The sequence below is a fragment of the Pseudoduganella sp. UC29_71 genome (genome assembly GCF_042693265.1).
Classification (GTDB): Bacteria; Pseudomonadota; Gammaproteobacteria; order Burkholderiales; family Burkholderiaceae_D; genus Rugamonas.
In genome coordinates this window covers 4,028,055-4,047,073 of the sequence record NZ_CP170549.1, presented here as the reverse complement: position 1 = coordinate 4,047,073, position 19,019 = coordinate 4,028,055, and the positions used below count along the sequence as shown (strand labels likewise).

Below are 19,019 nucleotides of genomic sequence, written 5' to 3'. Positions count from 1 at the left end.
CAGTGCCGCCCCGCTGCAGCGTTGTAGCGCTATCAGACCGCGCGCAGGCTGGCTGCCTGGCGCAGCGCGCCCTGGATCGCTTGCGCGCGCAGTTCGGCGCCCAGCGCAATGCCCTCGGCGCGCACCACGTCCACTTGCTCCACGCCCATGATGGCGAACACCGCCTTCAAATAGGCTTCCTGATGGTCGGCCAGCATCTCGTGCGGCTGCCCGCCGCGCGTGGACACCAGCACCACCCGCTTGCCTTTGGCCAGCCCCACTGTGCGGCCGTCCGCGTCCACGTCGAAAGTGCGGCCCTGCAGCAGCACGCGGTCCAGCCAGGCCTTCAGCGTCGATGGCACGGACAGGTTGAACATCGGCGCGCCCAGCACTAGCACGTCCGCCGCCAGGAACTCCGCCAGCAGCGACTCGGTCAGCAGCGCTTCCGCGCTGAGCTCGGCGTTCATTGGCAGCGCCGTGTTCCATTCCGAGCGCATCACTTGCATCAACGGCCCGTTCACGTGCGACAGCGGCGCGGCCGACAGGTCGCGGTAGACCACGCACGCGTCCGCGCTGCCTGTGCACAATGCCTCAACTGCGGCGGCGCTCAGTTGGCGGGAAGCGGAGTTATCGCCCAGGCAAGCGGAATCGATGTGCAAGATATTCATGATGAACGCAATAAAAAAACGGATGCGGGCAGGGTATACCTGCAACAATCGCCGCGGAAGAGGGGATAATGCAAATCACTTTTGCAAATTTAGAATAATCAGGCTTTACAAAATGGCAGCGGATAACCTCAACGACATGTATCTCTTCGCTAAAGTTGTCGAACATGGCGGCTACAGCGCGGCGGCAGTGGCCTTGGGCATGCAGGCGTCCAAGCTCAGCAGGCACATAGTTGCCCTAGAAAAAGACCTTGGCGTGCGTTTGCTGAACCGCACCACGCGTCGTATTTCCGTCACAGAAGCCGGCCAGACCTACTACCGGCACTGCGCCGCCGTGGTGGCCGAGGCGCAGGCGGCGCGCGACGCCATCGAACGCACCCGCTCCACGCCGCAGGGCCTGGTGCGCCTGAGTGCGCCGCTCGGCCTGCTGCAAAACGGCGTCGGCTGCATCATTGCCAAGTATCTGGCCGCCAATCCGCTGGTGCGCATCGCCATCGACGCCACCAACCGCCGGGTGGACGTGATCGAGGAAGGCATCGACATCGCGCTGCGGGTGCGCACGCCGCCGCTGGACGACAGCGACCTGGCCGTGCGCGTGCTGGCGCGGTCCGAGCCCATCCTGGTGGCCAGCCCGCGCCTGTTCGAGCAGCTGCCGCGCCCGGCGGACGCTGCGGCCCTGGCGCACATCCCGACGCTGGCCATGGCGCGCCCGGGCGACAAATTCGTGTGGAACTTCATCAATGTGGCCGGTGCCAGCGTCAGCGTCACGCACGCGCCGCGCATGGTGACGGACGACATGCCCACGCTTAAGCTGGCGGCCATCGACGGCCTGGGCGTGGCGCAGCTGCCGCAGGCGCAGGTCCAGGCCGACCTCGACAGCGGCCAGCTGGAACGCGTGCTGCCGCAGCTGAATTTCCCTTTCCGCCTGGTGCACGCGGTGTTCCCGTCGCGCCGTGGGCTGGTGCCGGCGGTGCGCGGCTTGCTGGACGAGCTGGTGCTGGGCTACCAGAACAACTGCTGCCTGGCCTGAGCCAGGCCGGGTTGATCAAGACTGCGGAATGTTCCACTCGTGCGCCTGCACGAACTGGAACAGGAAATCGGCAAAGCTCTGCGCCGCCGGCGACAGCGAGCGCGCGCTCTTGGTGTAGACGAAGAAGCGCCGCGTCAGCTCCGGTTCGCGCAGCAATCGCATCTGCAGGCCGTACAGCTTCACCATCGGCGCCGCGTAGGGCAGGCAGGCCGTCACGCCCAGGCCCGCGTTCACCATGGCCAGCGCGGTGGTCATGAAGGTCACTTCATTGTAGGGATTGAGCGCCACGTCGCGCAGCAGGCGCTCGGTGAACTGGCCCTGCAGCGCGATGAGCGGATGCTGGTTGACGTCGCCCCACGTCACGCTGTCCTTGCCCGCCAGCGGATGGCCCACCGGTAGCACCAGCACGAACGGCATCTCGAACAGCAGCTGCGCCGCGATCTCGGCCGCCGGATCGCGCTCGGGGCCGATGCCGAAGTCCACCTCGCCGCTGAACACGCGGCCGGACACGTTCTCCACCGGGCAGTCCACCAGCATCACCTGCACCGCCGGGTAGGCCGCGCGGTAAGCGGCGATCACCTCCGGCAGCAGGGTGCAGGCCATCATCTGCGGCGCCGCCACGCGCACCGTGCCCTTCTTCAGCGCCTTGCGGTTGGCGATATCGGCCATCGCGCCATCGAGGTCCTGCAGCATCTTGTCGAACAGCGGATACAGCTCGCGCCCCAGCTCGGACAGCTGCGCGCGCCGCGTGTTGCGCTCCACCACCTTCACGCCCAGCGTCTGCTCCAGCTCCTTGATCTGGCCGCTCAGCGACGATTGCGTCAGGTTCAGGTACTCGGCCGCCAGCGTGAAGCTGCCGGTCCTGGCGATGGCGACGAGGGCGCGCATCTGGCGCAATGTAGGACTCATAGGGAAATCCGATAAATCGATTGAAAAATACCGTTTGTATGATATCTGATTCTGGATTCTAATACCGTTATATCCTCGGGAGACCACCATGAAAATCAAGCAAATCCATCACGTCGCCTACCGCTGCAAGGACGCCAAGCAAACCGTCGAGTGGTACGTCAAGCACCTGAACATGGACTTCGTGCTGGCCATCGCCGAAGACGAGGTGCCGTCCACCAAGGCGCCGGACCCTTACATGCACGTGTTCCTGGACGCCGGCCACGGCAATGTGCTGGCCTTCTTCGAGCTGCCCACCCAGCCGGAAATGGACCGCGACCACAACACGCCGGCCTGGGTGCAGCACCTGGCCATGGAAGTGGACACCATGGACGAGCTGCTGGAGGCGAAGGCGCGCCTGAGCGCCGCCGGCATCGACGTGATCGGCCCCGTCAACCACACCATCTTCAAGTCGATCTACTTCTTCGACCCGAACGGCCACCGCCTGGAGCTGTCCGTCAACACCGGCACCCCGGAAATGATGCGCAAGCTGGACGAGGTCAAATGGGAAATGCTGGAAGAATGGTCGAAAACCAAAAAGGCGCCCAAGCACGCAGCCTGGATGCACGCCCCCGCCACCGGAGAATAAGCAATGAAATTAGCCACCCTGAAAAATGGCAGCCGTGACGGCACCCTGGTCGTCGTCAGCCGCAACCTGCAGCAGTGCGTCAGCGCGGCCGGCATCGCGCCCACCCTGCAAGCGGCGCTGGACAACTGGGACTTCAGCGCGCCGCAGCTGGCCGCGCTGTACGCCGCCCTGAACGAAGGCCGCGCGGCCGATGCGCAGCCCTTCGACCAAGCGGCCTGCCACTCGCCGCTGCCGCGCGCCTACCAGTGGGCTGATGGCTCGGCCTACATCAACCACGTGGAGCTGGTGCGCAAGGCGCGCAACGCCGACGTGCCGGCCTCCTTCTACACCGACCCGCTGATGTACCAGGGCGGCTCGGACAGCTTCGTCGGCCCGCGCGACGGTATCTACGCGCTGTCGGAAGACTGGGGTATCGACCTGGAAGCCGAAGTGGCGGTCATCACCGGCGACGTGAAGATGGGCGCCAGCGACGCCGACGCGGCGAAGGCCATCCGCCTGGTGATGCTGGTGAACGACGTATCGCTGCGCAACCTGATCCCCAACGAGCTGGCCAAGGGCTTCGGCTTCTTCAACTCCAAGCCGGCCAGCGCCTTCTCGCCGGTGGCCGTCACGCCGGACGAACTGGGCGCGCACTGGGCCGGCAACAAGCTGCACCTGCCGCTGACCGTGCACCTGAATGCGCAGCCGTTCGGCAAGCCGAACGCCGGCGAAGACATGACCTTCAGCTTCGCCCAGCTGGTGGCGCACGCCGCCAAGACGCGCGAGCTGGCGGCCGGCACCATCATCGGTTCCGGCACCGTTTCCAACAAGCAGGGCAGCCTGCACGGCTCCAGCATCGCCAACGGCGGCGTGGGCTACTGCTGCCTGGCCGAAGTGCGCATGTACGAAACCATCGAAGGCGGCAAGCCGGCCACCGGCTTCCTCAAGTTCGGCGACAGCGTGCGCATCGAGATGTTCGACGCGCACGGCGCCAGCATCTTCGGCGCCATCGACCAGACCGTGGCGCACTACAGCGAGCGCCGGGAGCAGGGCGCATGAAGCTCTATACCTACTTCCGCAGCTCGGCCGCCTACCGCGTCCGCATTGCGCTGAACCTGAAGGGGCTGCCGTACGAGGCGGTGCCGGTGCACCTGCTGCGCGGCGGCGGCGAGCAGCTGGGACAGGCTTACCGCGAAGTGAATCCGGGCGCGCTGCTGCCTGCGCTGGACGACGAGGGCACGCTGGTGACGCAGTCGCTGGCCATCATGGAATACCTGGAGGAGCAGCATCCGCAAGTGCCGTTGCTGCCCGCCGACGCGGCGGGGCGCGCCCGCGTGCGCGCGCTGGCCATGACCATCGCCTGCGACACGCATCCGCTCAGCAATCTGCGCGTGCTGAGGTACCTGGTGCACACGCTCAAGCTGGACGAGGCGGCCAAGCTGGACTGGATAAGGCACTGGATGCGCCTGGGCCTGGCCACGTTCGAGGCGCACCTGGCGCGCGACAGCGCCACCGGCCGCTTCTGCCACGGCGACACGCCGACCATCGCGGACTGCTGCCTGGTGCCGCAGGTGTTCAATGCGGAGCGCTTTGAAGTGGACCTGGAGCCGTACCCGAACGTCGCGCGCATCGCCGCCAATTGCGCCGCGCTGCCGGCGTTCCAGGCCGCGCACCCTGCGCAGCAGCCGGACGCGGAGTAGCCGTCACCCGGCCCCCAGCACCACCCGGTCCCTGCCTTCCTTCTTTGCCCGGTACAGCGCCTTGTCGGCCCGCACCAGCAAGGAGGAGGCCGAGTCCGGCGCATCCTGCGGATACGAAGCCGCCACCCCCACGCTGATGGTCATGGAAATCTGCAGCCCGCCATCGACTTCAATGCGCAACTGCGACACCGTCTCGCGCAGCCGCTCGGCCGCGCCGCCCGCCGTCTCCAGCGACGCCTCCGGCATCAGCAGCACGAACTCCTCACCGCCGAAGCGCGCCGCCAGGTCGATGCTGCGCATGCCCGCCGACAGCGCGCCCGCCACCGCCACGATGGCCTGGTCGCCCGCGTCGTGCCCGTAGGTGTCGTTGATGCGCTTGAAGTGGTCGATGTCCACCATCAGCAGCGCCAGCGGATGCTTGTAGCGGCGCGCGCGGTCCAGCTCCTTGGCGATCTGCTCGGTCATCCTGCGCCGGTTGGCGATGCCGGTCAGCGGGTCGGTGGTGGCCAGCTGTTCCAGCTTGGTGTTCACCATCAGCAGCTCCAGCGTGCGCTGCAGCACCCGGTCTTCCAGGTTGTTGCGTTCGTCGTTCAGCGCCGCCAGCGCGTTGCGGCGCGAGCGCAGCACGTGCACCAGCACCGTGATCAGTACGCCTTCCAGCAGGATCAGCGTGCCGCCCACGATGATCTGCCAGCGGTACAGCTCCCACACGCCCACCTCGCGGTTGCGCAGCAGCGCTTCGGACGGCAGGTTGCGCAGCTGGTGCCGCTCGGCGGTCGGGTAGTCGAAGATGTAGCGCTGCACGCCGCTCAGGTCGGCCGGCTGTCCGTGCAGGATGCGCGCGATCACGCGCCCGATGGCTTCGCCGCTCAGCACATAGCCGCCCACAATGCCCGGCAATACCAGCGATTCCACATGCGTGAAGATGGGGGCCGGCGACACGGCCGCCAGCTTGCGCGTCACGTCGGACGGAAAACCCTTGGCGCCGGTGCTGTCGCGGTAGGTGGCGAACAGCAGGATGGCGGTGTCGCCGCCCAGCATGCCGGCGCGCCGGTACAGGTCAGCGAAGCTCTGCTGGTCCCAGTAGTCGAAAGTGATCTGCTTGCTGTATGGACGCGACGCGGCGCGCACGCCGGCGATCCACTCCTGCACGCGCGGCGTCTGGTCGCCCACCACCACGATGCGCTTGACGTTGGGCGCCACCAGCGGTATCACGCCCAGCATGCGGCCGTAGTCCGGCGCCAGCTCCAGCGCCTCGCCGTCGCCCGGGCGCCAGTTGCGGCGGCCGTGGTTCACGTAATAGCGCGGCACGCCGGGGAACAGTTCCGGGTGGCTGTTCAGGAAGCCGGCCGCCAGGTAGTTTTCAGTAACGATGGCATCCAGCTTGACGTTGGCGTACTTGATGCGCAGATACGGCTCCATGCTGTCCAGGGAGGCCTGTTCGCCCACGCGGATCGAGTCGAAGCGCTCTTCGAAGATGTCGGGCACGTCGCCCCAGCGCTTGCTGGCCAGTTCGTCGTACAGGCCTTTATGCACCAGCTGCTGCCATACCGAGGCCGAGTCGGAGCCCAGCGAGTACAGCACCAGCACCTTGCGCGCCTCGGCTGCGCGGGCCGGGCCGGCGCCAAGCAGGCCTAGCAGGACAATCAGGCAGACGGCTAGCCATGCCGCCGGCGCGCTGGAACGGCGGCGTAATGGCAGAGGGAGGCCGGGAGCGGCATGACAGGATGGCTGCGAGTGCATAGGCTGGCGGCGGTGGTCGCGCCGAGTCTTTTCTTGTGACCAACATAGTGTGACACAAAGTAGCTTACGCTGCGCGCAAAGCGTCCACGATTTTCATGCGCGCGGCGCGTACGGCGGGCAGGAAACCGCCGATGAAACCCATCACCAGCGCGAACAGCAAGGTCTTGACGACGATGGCGCCGTTCAGGCGGAAGCCGAACGCCAGTTCCGAGAAGGACTGGAAGTTGGTGGTGGAGAAGGACAGGAACTGCATGAAGGAGGCGAACACCAGCCCCACGGCGCCGCCTGCCACCGCCAGCAGCATGGACTCGGCCAGGAAAGCGGCCAGGATGTTGCGTCGCTGGTAGCCCAGCGCGCGCAGCGTGCCGATTTCGCCGGTGCGGTTGGCCACGGACGCGTACATGGTGATGGCCGCGCCTATCATGGCGCCGATCGAAAAGATGATGGACAGGGTCAGCCCCAGGATGCTGATGAAGGTGGACAGCGCGCGCGACTGGTCTGAATAGAAGGTCTGCTCGCGCTTGGCCTCCAGCGTCAGGCGCTGGTCCGATTCGATCTCCTGCTTGAAGCGCTCGAACAGTGCGCTGTCGGCCAGGCGCAGCACCATGGACGAGTAGCCGTTGCGGCGGAAGGCCTGCATCAGCTGGTCCGCGTCGCCCCAGATCTCCGAATCGAAGCCGCTGTTGCCCGCGTCGAACAGGCCCACCACGGTCCATTCGCGCTGGCCGAAGCGCAGCTTCTCGCCGATGCCGGCGCCGGCGAAACGCTTGGCGATGCTGGCGCCGGCCACGATTTCGGACGCGCCGGGCCGGAACATGCGGCCGGCGCTCAGCTTCACCTGCGGCCGCAGCACCAGGCCGCGCTGGTCTATGCCGCGTATCACCACGTTGGACGGCTTGTCCGGGTTGCCTCTACTGTTGCGCTTGAGCAGCGAGATCAGCACCACCGTCTCCTTCGACAGCATGGGCTGGCCGTCCGCACCTGTCGCTATGGCCGCGTTGCTGGCGGCGATGTTGGCCTGCACGCGGTCCACGCCGCTCTGCACTTCGCTCTCCGCCGAGCGCCGTATCAGGATCACGTTGTCGTATTCGCCGGTGGTGACCAGCGTGGTGCGCAGGCCCTCGTCCAGCATCAGCACCGTGGCGAACACGAACACCACCAGCGCCAGCCCGCTGGCCGTCAGCACGGTGGTCAGGCGCCGCGCCCACAGGTTGCGCGCGATGTAGGAGAGGGGAATGCGCATTAGCCTATGCTCCTCAGCCCCTCGACGATGTTGACGCGCACCGCGCGGAGGGTGGGCGCGACACCGGCCACCAGGCCGATCAGCAAGGCCGCCAGCGCCTGCAGCAGCAGGGTGAGCGGCGCCACCTGGAACACCGGGAACATGGTGCCCATGGCGGAACCGATGATGGCAGCCAGCGGAAACAGCAGGGCAACGCCGAGCGCGGCGCCGAACAGGGACAGCAGCAGCGATTCGCCGAAGATCAGCGCCGCCAGGTAGCCGGGACCGAAGCCCAGCACCTTCAGCGTGGCGTATTCGCCCAGCCGTTCGCGTGCGCTCATGGCCATGGTGTTGGCCATCACCGCCATGATGATGACGATGACCACGAAGGACACGACCCGCACCGCCACCACGATGGCTTCGGACATCGACACGAAGCCGAGCTGGAAGGCCTTCTCGGTTTCAGTGAGCGTTTCGGCCAGCGAGTTGCGGAACTGGCTGTCGATCACATTGGAGACGGCGGCCGCGTCCTCGGCGCGCGCGATGCGCACAATGTACACGCCCACCTGGTTGGCGCGGCGCGGATAGAGCTTCTTCAGGCCTTCGTTCACATAGTCCCAGTGGAAGAACATGGTGGCGGTGTTGGTCGAGTCCTGCCTGCCGTCGTAGATGCCGCGTATCACGAAGTCCCACTGGCCCGGATAGATGGTGCCCTTGATGGGAATGGTGTCGCCCACTTTGAAGCCGTACTGCCTGGCCAGCTTGCGGCCGACGATGGCGCCCTTGCGGTCGCGCAGGAAGGCGGCGCGCTCCTCCTCGGGCAGCAGGTAGTCGGGGTAGATGTCCAGGTAGCTCTGGCCGGAGATGGCGAACTGCGCGAAGAAGTTCTTCGGGTCCTTGTACACGCCGCCGAACCAGTTGGCGTAGCCCACGCCGGTCACGCCCTCCACGGCGCGGATGCGGGCCTGGTAGGCCAGCGGCAGCGGGAACACCAGCGAGGTGGCGTTGCGCGTGACCAGCGTGGTGTTGGAGGCGCCCTCGGCGCCCGCGTACCACGCGTCCACCACCGTCTGCAGCAGGCCGAAGGACAGCGTGGCCACCACCAGGCCGAGCACCGTGAGCGCCGTGCGCAGCTTGTGGCGCAGGGCGTTCTTGGCAATCAGCTTGAGCAGGTACATGGCGCGTTTTGCCTAGGCCGGTGCGGCGATCAGCTCACCTTTTTCAAGGTGGATCAGCGTGCTCGCCTGCTGCGCCGCGTGCGCGTCGTGCGTGACCATGATGATGGTCTTGCCCAGTTCGCGGTTCAGCTGCTGCATCAGCGCCAGCACTTCGGCGGCGGACTGGCGGTCCAGGTCTCCGGTGGGTTCGTCGGCTACGATCAGCGTCGGGTCGGTGACGATGGCGCGCGCGATGGCCACGCGCTGCTGCTGGCCCCCGGACAGCTCGTTGGGCGTGTGATCCATGCGGTCCGACAGACCCACCATCGACAGCGTCAGCTCCACGCGCTCGCGCCGCTCGCGGCGGGACAGGGGCGTGAGCAGCAGCGGCAGCTCCACGTTTTCAAAGGCGGACAGCACCGGCATCAGGTTGTAGAACTGGAAGATGAAGCCGACGTTGGCCGCGCGCCAGTGCGCCAGGTCGGATTCCGACATGGACGCGATGTCCAGCCCGTCCACGCGCAGCAGGCCGGAGTCCGGCTTGTCGATCCCGGCGATCAGGTTCAGCAGGGTGCTCTTGCCGGAGCCGGATGGTCCCATCAGCGCCGTGAAATCGCCGGCCTGGATGTCGAGCGTGATGTCGGTCAGCACCGGCACGTGCTGGCCGCCGCGCTGGTAGGATTTGACCAGGTGCTCGATCTGCACCAGCGGTGCGCTGCCGGGCGCCGTCATTTCTTCGCCACGCTGACGGGCTGGCCGTCGTGCAGCCTGGCGTCCGGGTTGGACACCACCTTGTCGCCCGGCTTCACGCCTGTCACTTCCACCAGCTCGCCCACCTTGCGGCCGCTGGTCACGGGCGTCTGGCGCACTTTGCCGTCCGCCACCACGAACAGCACCGGCTTGCCGTCGCGCGTGGCGATGGCGCTGGGCTGCACGGCCGTCACCGGCGCCTTGTCCCCGGCCGGCACCGGCTTGGACAGGAAGGCCACCTTGGCGCTCATGTCGGGCAGCACGCGCGCGTCGCGCTCGACGAAGCGCACCTTGACCAGCAAGGTGGCCTTGCTGCGGTCCACGGTCGGCACCATGCGCGACACCACGCCGGCCAGGCGCAGCTCGGGGAAGGCGTCAAGCTGGATCTCGGCCGGCTGGTCCACCTTGATCTTCGACAGGCTCGATTCGGACACGTCCGCCTCCACCTCCAGCGTGTCCATGTCGGCGATGGTGACCACGGCGCCCTTGCTGTCGGCCGCCGAGGAGAACGGCGTGATGTTGTCGCCCACGTTCGCGCTCTTGGTGAGGATGACGCCGTCGAACGGGGCGCGGATCACCGTCTGGTCCAGTGCCACCTGGGCCGACTGCGCATTGGCCTGCGCGGCGGCGATGGCCGCGCGCTGCGCCGCGACAGCCGCCCTGGCCTTGTTGTAGCGCGCCTGCGCGGCGTCGTAGCTGGCCGCCGCGATGAACTTCTGCCCCAGCAGTTCGCCGGCGCGCTTGAAAGCCTGCTGCGCGTCCTGCAGCTCGGCCTGGCCCTGCTCGAGGTTGGCCTGCGCCACCTTGATGTTGGCCTGCGCCTGGCCCAGCGTGGCGCTCACGTCGCGGTTCTCCAGCCGGGCGACGACTTCGTCCTTTTTCACGCGCGAGCCTTCCAGCACGCCCAGCCACTCCAGCCGCCCGGTGGCCTTGGACGACAGCGCCGCCTTGCGCTGCGCCACCACGTAGCCGGTGGCGTTGAGCAGCGTGTAGTTCTGCGATGGCCAGGCCTGCGACACCGTCACCGTCTCCACCTCCGCCTTGCCGCCGGCCTGGCGGCTGACGACGGCAGCGGCGGCGGCCAGCGCCAGCACCGCCAGCCCGATCTTGATCCACTTGCGGCGGCGCGCGCGCTGCCCCGGCACTTGCGCCTGGGCGCCGCGCTCTATCTTCAGTCTGGAAAGGTCGGAAGGAGTGGACATTGCTTGCCTCGTCGGTCGAATTGTTGTCAGTATAGCCAGTTGGCGGCGGCGCGTGCCGGTATGCGCGTCGCAACGCCCGTACCGGGGCCGGGCAGCCGGCTGAGGCTAGGCGCGGGGCCGGGCTTGCTGGGCTGGTTGGGTGTGATGGCGCGCCGGCGGCGAGGATAGCAGGCTGCGCCGGCCGGCTTCCAGGATCGCCGCGCTGAGTCGTTCCAGCCGGGGCGATTGCACACGCCAGGTGTGCCAGTACAGCGCCACATCGGTGTGCTTGCCGGGCGCCAGATCGATCAGGGCGCCGCTGGCGAGGCGGTCGCCGAACTGCTGCTCGGCCACCATGCCGTAGCCCATGCCCAGGTCTATGCAGCGCAGGAAGCTTTCGTTGGCGGGAATGTAGTGGCAGGGATGGCTGCCCGGCAGCAGCCCGAATTCGCGCTGCATGAAGTTGGCCTGCAGCAGGTCCTTGCGGTCGAATACCATCATCGGCGCCTTCAGCGCGGCCTGGCGGCCCAGCCCGTCCGGGAACCAGCGCGCGGCGAACGCGGGCGTGGCCATCATGCGGTAGCGCATCACGCCCAGCGGCTGGGCCACGCAGCCGCGCATGGCTTGCGCCTCGGTGGAGATGGCCGCCAGCGCCTGGCCGCGCTCCATCAGCGTGTAGGTGTGGTCCTGGTCGTCCAGCGACAGGTCGAGCAGGATGTTTTCCGCGATCAGGAAAGGCGCCAGGCCGGGCAGCAGCCAGGTGCCCAGCGTGTCGTTGTTGACGGCCAGCGACACGCTGAGCGGGCGCGCGTCGTCTTCCTGCAGGCCAGACAGGAACTCCTCTTCCAGCAGCTTGCTGCGGCGCAGGTATTGCACCAGCCTCTGGCCGGCGCTGGTGGGGCGGCACGGCCGGCTGCGTATCACCAGCGGCGTGCCCAGCGCCACCTCCATCGCGCTGACCCGCTGCGACACGGCCGAGGCGGACACGTGCAGCAGCGCGGCGGCCTGCTCGAAGCTGCCGGTGTCGATGATGGCCAGCAGGGCTTCGGCCTGGCGGGTGTCGGGCAGCATGGCGTCCTCCAGATTAGCAATTCTTAAGTATCCTGAACAATATTAATCCAGCTTCATCTAATGCGGCAAGCCGGGGAAAATGGCCACATCTCCACTCAACAGCGAGCTTGCCATGTTCACTCCGCACGTCTTCCTCAACGGCATGGGCCTGGGCGCCAGCCTGATCATGGCCATCGGCGCCCAGAATGCCCATGTATTGCGGGTCGGCGTGCGGCGCCAGCACGTGGCGGCCACGGTCGCCATCTGCATCCTGATCGACGTGGTGCTGATCGCGGCCGGGGTGGCCGGCATGGGGGCGCTGATCCAGGAGTCGCCGCTGCTGATGGGCCTGGCGCGCTGGGGCGGGGCGGCCTTCCTCGTGTGGTACGGCTTGCGCAGCTGGGCCTCGATGCTGCGCGCGGATGCGCTGGAGGTGAAGCAGGGCGCTGTGCCGCCCAGCCTGCAGCGCGCGCTGGTCAGCGTGCTGGCCCTGTCGCTGCTCAACCCGCACGTCTACCTGGACACGCTGGTGCTGCTCGGCACGCTGGGCGGCAACTACCCGCAGCACCAGCGCGCCAGTTTCGCGGTCGGCGCCATGACAGCCTCGCTGCTGTGGTTCACAGCCCTGGGCTTTGGCGCCAGCCGCCTGTCCGAGGTGTTCCAGCGCCCGCTGGTATGGAAAGGCATCGAAGCGCTGACCGGGTTCATCATGCTGGCGCTGGCGGCGGGCTTGATCATGGGCTGAATCGGCCGGCCGCAAGCGCGGTTTGCGGCGCTGCGGTAAAATCTTGCCCCATGCCTAATACACCGCCCCTCCCAGCCCCGATACTGCAAGCGCTGGACCGTGCAGACGCCTCCTGGCGCCCGGTCCTGCTGCGCGGCCTGGCAGCGATGGCGGCGGCCGATCCGGCCTATCTGCCGGCCCTCGCCGAAGATCAGTACCTGCCCACCGAACTGCGCCTGTTTGCCGCCTTCCAGCTGCCGCTGGAGCAGGTGCGCTACGTGCTGGTGGGAGAGGGGCCATACCCGCGCGCGGAAAGCGCCACCGGCGTCTGCTTCATGGACGGCGCCGTCAAGGGGCTGTGGTCGGACGAGCAGGGCGGCGGCCTGTCCAAGCCGGTCAACAAGGCCACCTCGCTGCGCAATTTCATGAAAATGCTGCTGGTGGCGGATGGCCAGCTGACGGCCGACAATACCGCCGGCGCCGCCCTGGCGGCCGTGGCCGCGCAGTCGCGCCATGCCCCCGGCGCCACCCAGACGCTGGCTGAAATCCAGCACAAGCTCACCGCGCACGGCTTTTTGCTGCTGAACGCGTCGCTGGTGTTCCGCCCCCATGTTGCTCCCGCGAAAGACGCCAAGGCCTGGCTGCCCTTCTTCGAGACCGTGATTGCCGCCTTGCAGCCGTCCCGGCCGACGCTGGTGTTGTGGGGGAAGATCGCCGAGCAGCTGAACCGCTTGCCGGTGGTGCAGGCGTTGCCGCAGATCGTGGCCGAGCACCCGTATAACCTGTCATTTATCGGCAACCGCGATATGCACGCCCTGTTCGGGCCGCTGCGGCTGCTGCGCGCCTGAGGGGCAAGCAAGGTGCTTGCCAGGGGTGCCTGACAAAATTGGTCAAGTTTGGTATACTTGACTAAATCGTTCAACTAATCCGCGTTTTGATTGGTTGAAAGGAACGATATTTTAACCGAACCGAGGTTGTGATGCGTCTGACCACCAAAGGCCGTTTTGCAGTGACTGCGATGATCGATCTGGCTTTGCGCCAAGGCAAAGGCCCGGTCACGCTGTCCGGCATCTCGCAGCGCCAGGCGATTTCGCTGTCTTATCTGGAGCAGCTGTTCGGCAAGCTGCGCCGCCACGAGATCGTTGAATCGATCCGCGGCCCCGGCGGCGGCTACAGCCTGGCCCGCCGCGCCGACAAAGTGACGGTGGCCGACATCATCATCGCCGTCGACGAACCGCTGGACGCCACCCAGTGCGGCGGCAAGGAAAACTGCCACGGGGCGGACGCCGCCACCGGCGCGCGGTGCATGACCCACGAACTGTGGGCCACGCTGAATGAAAAAATGGTCGATTACCTGGACTCCGTATCGCTGCAGGATCTGGTCGATCAACAGAGACAAAAACATGCCGAGCAGGCCGTGGTGGTAATGCACCGCAACGCTGCAGTTGGTTAATAGATACGCAGATTGGAGTAATTAGATGAACGCCCCAGAAAAAAACGTCGCCCAGGTAGCACCGGTTGAATTCAAGACCGCGCCGCACTTCCCGATCTACATGGATTACTCGGCCACCACGCCGATCGACCCGCGCGTGGCCGACATGATGATCCCTTACCTGCGCGAGCAGTTCGGCAACCCCGCCTCCCGCAGCCATATGTACGGCTGGACCGCTGAAAAAGCGGTGGAAGAGGCGCGCGGCCACGTGGCGGCGCTGGTCAATGCCGACCCGCGCGAAATCATCTGGACTTCCGGCGCCACCGAGTCGAACAACCTGGCCATCAAGGGCGCGGCGCAGTTCTACAAGACCAAGGGCAAGCACATCATCACCGTCAAGACCGAGCACAAGGCTGTGCTGGACACGGTGCGCGAACTGGAACGCGTGGGCTTCGAGGCCACCTATCTGGAGCCGCAGGACAACGGCCTGATCACCATCGCCCAGCTGGAAGCGGCGATTCGCCCGGACACCATCCTGGTCTCGGTCATGCTGGTCAATAACGAAATCGGCGTGATCCAGCCTATCGACGAGATCGGCGCGCTGTGCCGCTCGAAAGGCATCATCTTCCACTGCGACGCCGCGCAAGCGACCGGCAAGGTGGCGATCGACCTGCAAAAGACCAAGGTCGACCTGATGACCTTCACCGCCCACAAGACCTACGGCCCGAAAGGCATCGGCGCGCTGTACGTCTGCCGCAAGCCGCGCGTGCGCATCGAAGCGCAAATGCACGGCGGCGGCCACGAGCGCGGCCTGCGCTCCGGCACCCTGCCTACCCACCAGATCGTCGGCATGGGCGAAGCGTTCCGCCTGGCCAAAGTGGAAATGGACAGCGAAATCGCCCGCATCAAGGCGCTGCGCGACCGCCTGGCCGCCGGCCTGCAGGAAATTGAAGAAACTTACATCAACGGCGACATGGAACACCGCGTGCCGCACAACCTGAACGTGAGTTTCAACTACGTGGAGGGCGAATCGCTGATCATGGCCGTGAAGGACCTGGCCGTGTCGTCCGGTTCGGCCTGCACCTCGGCATCGCTGGAGCCGTCCTACGTGCTGCGCGCCCTGGGCCGCAGCGACGAACTGGCGCACAGCTCGATCCGCTTTACCATCGGCCGTTTCACCACCGAGAAGGACATCGACTTTGCGGTGGAACTGATGAAGTCCAAGGTCGGCAAGCTGCGCGAACTGTCGCCGCTGTGGGACATGTTCAAGGAAGGGATCGACATCAATTCGATCCAATGGGCAGCGCACTAATTTAAAGATTACAGGAGCATCAAAATGGCATACTCGGAAAAAGTGTTGGACCACTACGAAAATCCACGCAACGTCGGCGCCTTTGAAAAGGGCGACGAATCGGTCGGCACCGGCATGGTCGGCGCGCCTGCCTGCGGCGACGTAATGAAGCTGCAGATCAAGGTCGGCGCCGATGGCCTGATCGAAGATGCGAAATTCAAGACCTACGGCTGCGGCTCGGCGATTGCCTCGTCGTCGCTGGTGACCGAATGGGTCAAGGGCAAGACCCTGGACGAGGCGCTGGCCATCAAGAACACCGCCATCGCCGAAGAACTGGCCCTGCCGCCGGTGAAGATCCACTGCTCCATCCTGGCCGAAGACGCCATCAAGGCGGCAGTGGAAGACTACAAGGCAAAACACTCGGCACCAGCGGCAGCAGCGGCCTAAGCGCCGGAGGACAGCATGGCAATTACCCTGACCGAAAAAGCGGCCAAGCACATCAACCGTTACATCGAACGCCGCGGCAAAGGCATCGGCCTGCGCTTCGGCGTGCGCACCACGGGCTGCTCCGGTCTGGCCTACAAGCTGGAATACGTGGACGAAGTGTCGGACGAGGACAGCGTGTTCGAGTCGCACGGCGTGAAGGTGTTCGTCGATCCGAAAAGCCTGCCGTACATCGACGGCACCGAGCTGGACTTCGCGCGCGAAGGCCTGAACGAGGGCTTCAAGTTCAATAACCCGAACGAAAAAGACGCTTGCGGCTGCGGCGAAAGCTTCCGTATCTAAACCCGCAGTTTTCTTAGTAATGCGCCGTGCAAAACCACTTCGAACTCTTCCACCTGCCGCAGCAGTTCGCCGTCGATACGGGGGCGCTTGACAGCGCCTACCGCGACGTCCAGAGCCGCGTCCACCCCGACCGTTTCATCAATGCCACCGACGCCGAAAAGCGCGTCGCCATGCAATGGGCCACGCGGGCCAACGAAGCCTACCAGACCCTGAAGAACCCGCAGAAGCGCGCGCAATACCTGTGCGAGCTCAATGGCGTGGACCTGCAGACCGAGTCGAACACGGCCATGCCGGCGGCCTTCCTCATGCAGCAGATGGAATGGCGCGAAGAGCTCGACGACGCGCGCAGCGGCAAGGACCTGGAACTGCTGGAAAAGCTCGACAGCCAGCTGCGCGCCGCGCGCAAGCAGCAGCTGCAGGCCATCGAAGCCCACATCACGGCAGGCGATTTCCACGCCGCCGCGCAAGGCGTGCGCGCGCTGATGTTCCTCGAAAAATTCGGCGAAGAAGTCCGCTTCGCCTTTGATGCGCTCGAAGCGTAAGAAGCAAATACAACATGGCACTACTGCAGATTTCCGAACCCGGCATGTCGACCGCGCCGCACCAGCACCGGCTGGCGGTGGGTATCGACCTGGGCACCACCAATTCACTGGTGGCCACCGTGCGCAACAGCATTCCCGAAGTGCTGAACGACGAAGACGGCCGCCCGCTGCTGCCGTCCGTGGTGCGCTACCTGCCGAACGGCCACGCCAACATCGGCTACAAGGCCCAGGCCGCGCAGACCACCGACCCGAAGAACACCATCGTGTCCGTCAAGCGCTTCATGGGCCGCGGCCTGAAGGACATCGCCTACGCCGAGAACCTGCCGTACGACTTCGTCGATGAGCCCGGCATGGTGCAGCTGCGTACCGTGGCCGGCGTGAAGTCGCCGGTGGAGACTTCGGCGCAAATCCTGGCCACGCTGCGCCAGCGCGCCGAAGACTCGCTGGGCGACGATCTGGTAGGGGCCGTGATCACCGTGCCAGCCTATTTCGACGACGCGCAGCGCCAGGCCACCAAGGACGCGGCCCAGCTGGCCGGCCTGAACGTGCTGCGCCTGCTGAGCGAGCCAACCGCCGCTGCCATCGCCTATGGCCTGGACAACGGCTCCGAAGGCATCTTCGCCGTGTACGATCTGGGCGGCGGCACCTTCGACATTTCTATCCTGAAGCTGTCCAAGGGCGTGTTCGAAGTGCTGTCCACCGGCGGCGACTCCGCGCTGGGCGGCGACGACTTCGACCACCGCCTGTTCTGCTGGATACACGAGCAGGAAAAGCTGGCCCCGCTGTCCGACGAGGACACCGCCGTGCTGATGGTGAAGGCGCGCGAAGCGAAGGAACTGCTGTCCACCAAGTCCGAAGTGACGGTGGACGCCATCCTCGGCTCGGGCGAGGAAGTGCACCTGAAAGTGACCGCCGAGACCTTCGCCGAGATCACCAAGCACCTGGTCGGCAAGACCATGAACGCCATCAAGAAAGCGCTGCGCGACGCCAATGTGGACGCGGACGACGTGGACGGCGTGGTGATGGTGGGCGGCGCAACCCGCATGCCGCACGTGCAGCGCGCCGTGAGCGAGTACTTCCACACCATCCCGCACGCGAACATCGACCCGGACAAGGTGGTGGCGCTGGGCGCCGCCATCCAGGCCAATCTGCTGGCCGGCAACCGCGCGCCGGGCGACGACTGGCTGCTGCTGGACGTGATCCCGCTGTCGCTGGGCATCGAGACCATGGGCGGCCTGGTCGAGAAGATCATCCCGCGCAACTCCACCATTCCCTGCGCCCGCGCGCAGGAGTTCACCACCTTCAAGGACGGCCAGACCGCCCTGGCCGTGCACGTGCTGCAGGGCGAGCGCGAGCTGGTGACGGACTGCCGTTCGCTGGCGCGCTTCGAGCTGCGCGGCATTCCGCCGATGGCGGCCGGCGCGGCGCGCATCCGCATCACCTACCAGGTCGATGCGGACGGCCTGCTGTCCGTGTCGGCGCGCGAGCTGCGCTCCGGCGTGGAAGCGTCGATCTCGGTCAAGCCCTCCTACGGCCTGGGCGACGACGACGTGGCGCGCATGCTGCAGGATTCCTACAAGTCCGCCGATGTGGACATGAAGGCCCGCGCGCTGCGTGAAGAACAGGTGGAAGCCGAGCGCATCCTGCTGGCCACGCAGTCCGCGCTGGATGAAGACGCCGCGCTGCTGGACGACGCCGAGCGCGCCGACGTGGATGCGCTGATGGCGCAGACCCGCGCTGTGCTGGAGCAGTCCGTGGCGGGCACGGTGGACCACCAGGCCGTCAAGCTGGCCGTGGAAGCCCTGGCGCGCGGCACCGAAGAATTCGCATCGCGCCGCATGGACCGCAGCGTGCGCAGCGCACTGGCCGGCAAGTCGCTGGACCAGGTAGTTTAAAGTTAAGGATCGCAATGCCTCAAATCGTATTCCTCCCCCACGCCAAGCTGTGCCCTGAAGGCGCCGTCGTCGAAGCTCCCGCCGGCAAAACCCTGTGCGACGTCATGCTGGAAAATGACATCCACATCGAACACGCCTGCGAGAAGAGCTGCGCCTGCACCACTTGCCACGTGCTGGTGCGCGAGGGCTTCAACTCGCTGAGCGAAGCCAGCGAAACCGAAGAAGACCTGCTGGACAAGGCCTGGGGCCTGGAAGCGGTGTCGCGCCTGTCGTGCCAGGCGGTGGTGGCGGACGAAGACCTGGTGGTCGAGATCCCGAAATACACCATCAACCACGCCAGCGAAGGCGGACACTGAGGA

At 66.2% G+C, this 19,019-nt stretch carries 21 protein-coding genes; 13 read left to right on the top strand and 8 right to left on the bottom strand.

From position 1 onward, the window contains the following. Positions 1 to 32: 32 nt before the first annotated feature. A complete protein-coding gene (locus ACFJI2_RS17950; RefSeq protein ID WP_377701243.1) occupies positions 33 to 647 on the bottom strand; it encodes an FMN-dependent NADH-azoreductase in 615 nt (204 codons plus the stop codon). Positions 648 to 759: 112 nt separating this feature from the next. On the opposite strand from ACFJI2_RS17950, the gene ACFJI2_RS17945 reads away from it, so the two are divergent. Continuing rightward, positions 760 to 1,674 carry a LysR substrate-binding domain-containing protein gene (locus ACFJI2_RS17945; protein WP_107871009.1) on the top strand — a complete coding sequence of 305 codons (915 nt, stop codon included), beginning with the start codon at positions 760 to 762 and terminating at the stop codon, positions 1,672 to 1,674. Positions 1,675 to 1,689: 15 nt separating this feature from the next. Here ACFJI2_RS17945 and ACFJI2_RS17940 read toward each other — a convergent pair whose 3' ends face one another. Then, on the bottom strand, positions 1,690 to 2,583 hold the full coding sequence (locus tag ACFJI2_RS17940) for a LysR family transcriptional regulator (protein ID WP_377701242.1): 894 nt from the start codon (positions 2,581 to 2,583) through the stop codon (positions 1,690 to 1,692). Positions 2,584 to 2,671: 88 nt separating this feature from the next. On the opposite strand from ACFJI2_RS17940, the gene ACFJI2_RS17935 reads away from it, so the two are divergent. Genes ACFJI2_RS17935 through maiA form a run of 3 tightly spaced genes read left to right on the top strand, consistent with a single transcriptional unit; the run spans position 2,672 to position 4,887 of the window. Beyond that, complete coding sequence (locus tag ACFJI2_RS17935; RefSeq protein WP_377701241.1) at positions 2,672 to 3,208, top strand: VOC family protein; 537 nt, start codon at positions 2,672 to 2,674, stop codon at positions 3,206 to 3,208. 3 nt (positions 3,209 to 3,211) lie between these two features. Then, on the top strand, positions 3,212 to 4,246 hold the full coding sequence (locus tag ACFJI2_RS17930) for a fumarylacetoacetate hydrolase family protein (RefSeq protein ID WP_377701240.1): 1,035 nt from the start codon (positions 3,212 to 3,214) through the stop codon (positions 4,244 to 4,246). Next, positions 4,243 to 4,887, top strand: a complete 645-nt coding sequence (maiA, locus tag ACFJI2_RS17925; protein WP_377701239.1) for a maleylacetoacetate isomerase — start codon at positions 4,243 to 4,245, stop codon at positions 4,885 to 4,887. Before ACFJI2_RS17930 ends, maiA begins: the two co-directional genes overlap by 4 nt. 3 nt (positions 4,888 to 4,890) lie before the next feature. On the opposite strand, the gene ACFJI2_RS17920 is transcribed toward maiA, so the two are convergent. The 6 genes from ACFJI2_RS17920 to ACFJI2_RS17895 form a co-directional block, all read right to left on the bottom strand. Further along, positions 4,891 to 6,477: a diguanylate cyclase gene (locus tag ACFJI2_RS17920; RefSeq protein ID WP_377701238.1), complete on the bottom strand. Its 1,587-nt coding sequence runs from the start codon at positions 6,475 to 6,477 to the stop codon at positions 4,891 to 4,893. Positions 6,478 to 6,694: 217 nt separating this feature from the next. Then, the gene (locus ACFJI2_RS17915; RefSeq protein WP_377701237.1) at positions 6,695 to 7,873 is read right to left on the bottom strand and encodes an ABC transporter permease; all 1,179 of its coding nucleotides are present in this window, start codon (positions 7,871 to 7,873) and stop codon (positions 6,695 to 6,697) included. Continuing rightward, positions 7,873 to 9,030, bottom strand: coding sequence for an ABC transporter permease (locus tag ACFJI2_RS17910; RefSeq protein ID WP_377701236.1), 1,158 nt, complete (start codon positions 9,028 to 9,030; stop codon positions 7,873 to 7,875). The genes ACFJI2_RS17915 and ACFJI2_RS17910 overlap by 1 nt, the downstream gene beginning before the upstream one ends. A 12-nt stretch (positions 9,031 to 9,042) precedes the next feature. Next, entirely contained in the window at positions 9,043 to 9,741 is a 699-nt protein-coding gene (locus ACFJI2_RS17905; protein ID WP_377701235.1) for an ABC transporter ATP-binding protein, read from the bottom strand. Then, the gene (locus ACFJI2_RS17900) at positions 9,738 to 10,961 is read right to left on the bottom strand and encodes an efflux RND transporter periplasmic adaptor subunit (RefSeq protein WP_377701234.1); all 1,224 of its coding nucleotides are present in this window, start codon (positions 10,959 to 10,961) and stop codon (positions 9,738 to 9,740) included. Before ACFJI2_RS17900 ends, ACFJI2_RS17905 begins: the two co-directional genes overlap by 4 nt. Before the next feature lie 105 nt (positions 10,962 to 11,066). Further along, positions 11,067 to 12,011, bottom strand: coding sequence for a LysR family transcriptional regulator ArgP (locus ACFJI2_RS17895; RefSeq protein ID WP_377701233.1), 945 nt, complete (start codon positions 12,009 to 12,011; stop codon positions 11,067 to 11,069). Between the two features lie 112 nt (positions 12,012 to 12,123). On the opposite strand from ACFJI2_RS17895, the gene ACFJI2_RS17890 reads away from it, so the two are divergent. The 9 genes from ACFJI2_RS17890 (at position 12,124) to fdx (ending at position 19,016) form a co-directional block, all read left to right on the top strand. Then, positions 12,124 to 12,735, top strand: coding sequence for a LysE/ArgO family amino acid transporter (locus ACFJI2_RS17890; RefSeq protein WP_377701232.1), 612 nt, complete (start codon positions 12,124 to 12,126; stop codon positions 12,733 to 12,735). 50 nt (positions 12,736 to 12,785) lie between these two features. After that, the gene (locus ACFJI2_RS17885; RefSeq protein ID WP_377701231.1) at positions 12,786 to 13,562 is read left to right on the top strand and encodes a uracil-DNA glycosylase family protein; all 777 of its coding nucleotides are present in this window, start codon (positions 12,786 to 12,788) and stop codon (positions 13,560 to 13,562) included. Positions 13,563 to 13,693: 131 nt separating this feature from the next. Next, complete coding sequence (iscR, locus tag ACFJI2_RS17880) at positions 13,694 to 14,167, top strand: Fe-S cluster assembly transcriptional regulator IscR (RefSeq protein ID WP_056405225.1); 474 nt, start codon at positions 13,694 to 13,696, stop codon at positions 14,165 to 14,167. A 25-nt stretch (positions 14,168 to 14,192) separates the two neighbouring features. Then, complete coding sequence (locus ACFJI2_RS17875; RefSeq protein ID WP_107870983.1) at positions 14,193 to 15,458, top strand: IscS subfamily cysteine desulfurase; 1,266 nt, start codon at positions 14,193 to 14,195, stop codon at positions 15,456 to 15,458. Positions 15,459 to 15,482: 24 nt separating this feature from the next. Next, entirely contained in the window at positions 15,483 to 15,884 is a 402-nt protein-coding gene (gene iscU, locus ACFJI2_RS17870) for a Fe-S cluster assembly scaffold IscU (RefSeq protein WP_107870981.1), read from the top strand. Between the two features lie 15 nt (positions 15,885 to 15,899). Next, positions 15,900 to 16,223 carry an iron-sulfur cluster assembly protein IscA gene (iscA, locus tag ACFJI2_RS17865; protein WP_107870979.1) on the top strand — a complete coding sequence of 108 codons (324 nt, stop codon included), beginning with the start codon at positions 15,900 to 15,902 and terminating at the stop codon, positions 16,221 to 16,223. Positions 16,224 to 16,249: 26 nt separating this feature from the next. After that, entirely contained in the window at positions 16,250 to 16,765 is a 516-nt protein-coding gene (gene hscB, locus ACFJI2_RS17860) for a Fe-S protein assembly co-chaperone HscB (RefSeq protein WP_107870977.1), read from the top strand. A 14-nt stretch (positions 16,766 to 16,779) separates the two neighbouring features. Then, complete coding sequence (gene hscA, locus ACFJI2_RS17855) at positions 16,780 to 18,660, top strand: Fe-S protein assembly chaperone HscA (RefSeq protein ID WP_377701230.1); 1,881 nt, start codon at positions 16,780 to 16,782, stop codon at positions 18,658 to 18,660. 14 nt (positions 18,661 to 18,674) lie between these two features. Beyond that, positions 18,675 to 19,016: an ISC system 2Fe-2S type ferredoxin gene (gene fdx / locus ACFJI2_RS17850; RefSeq protein WP_056405212.1), complete on the top strand. Its 342-nt coding sequence runs from the start codon at positions 18,675 to 18,677 to the stop codon at positions 19,014 to 19,016. The last annotated feature ends 3 nt before the right edge of the window (positions 19,017 to 19,019 follow it).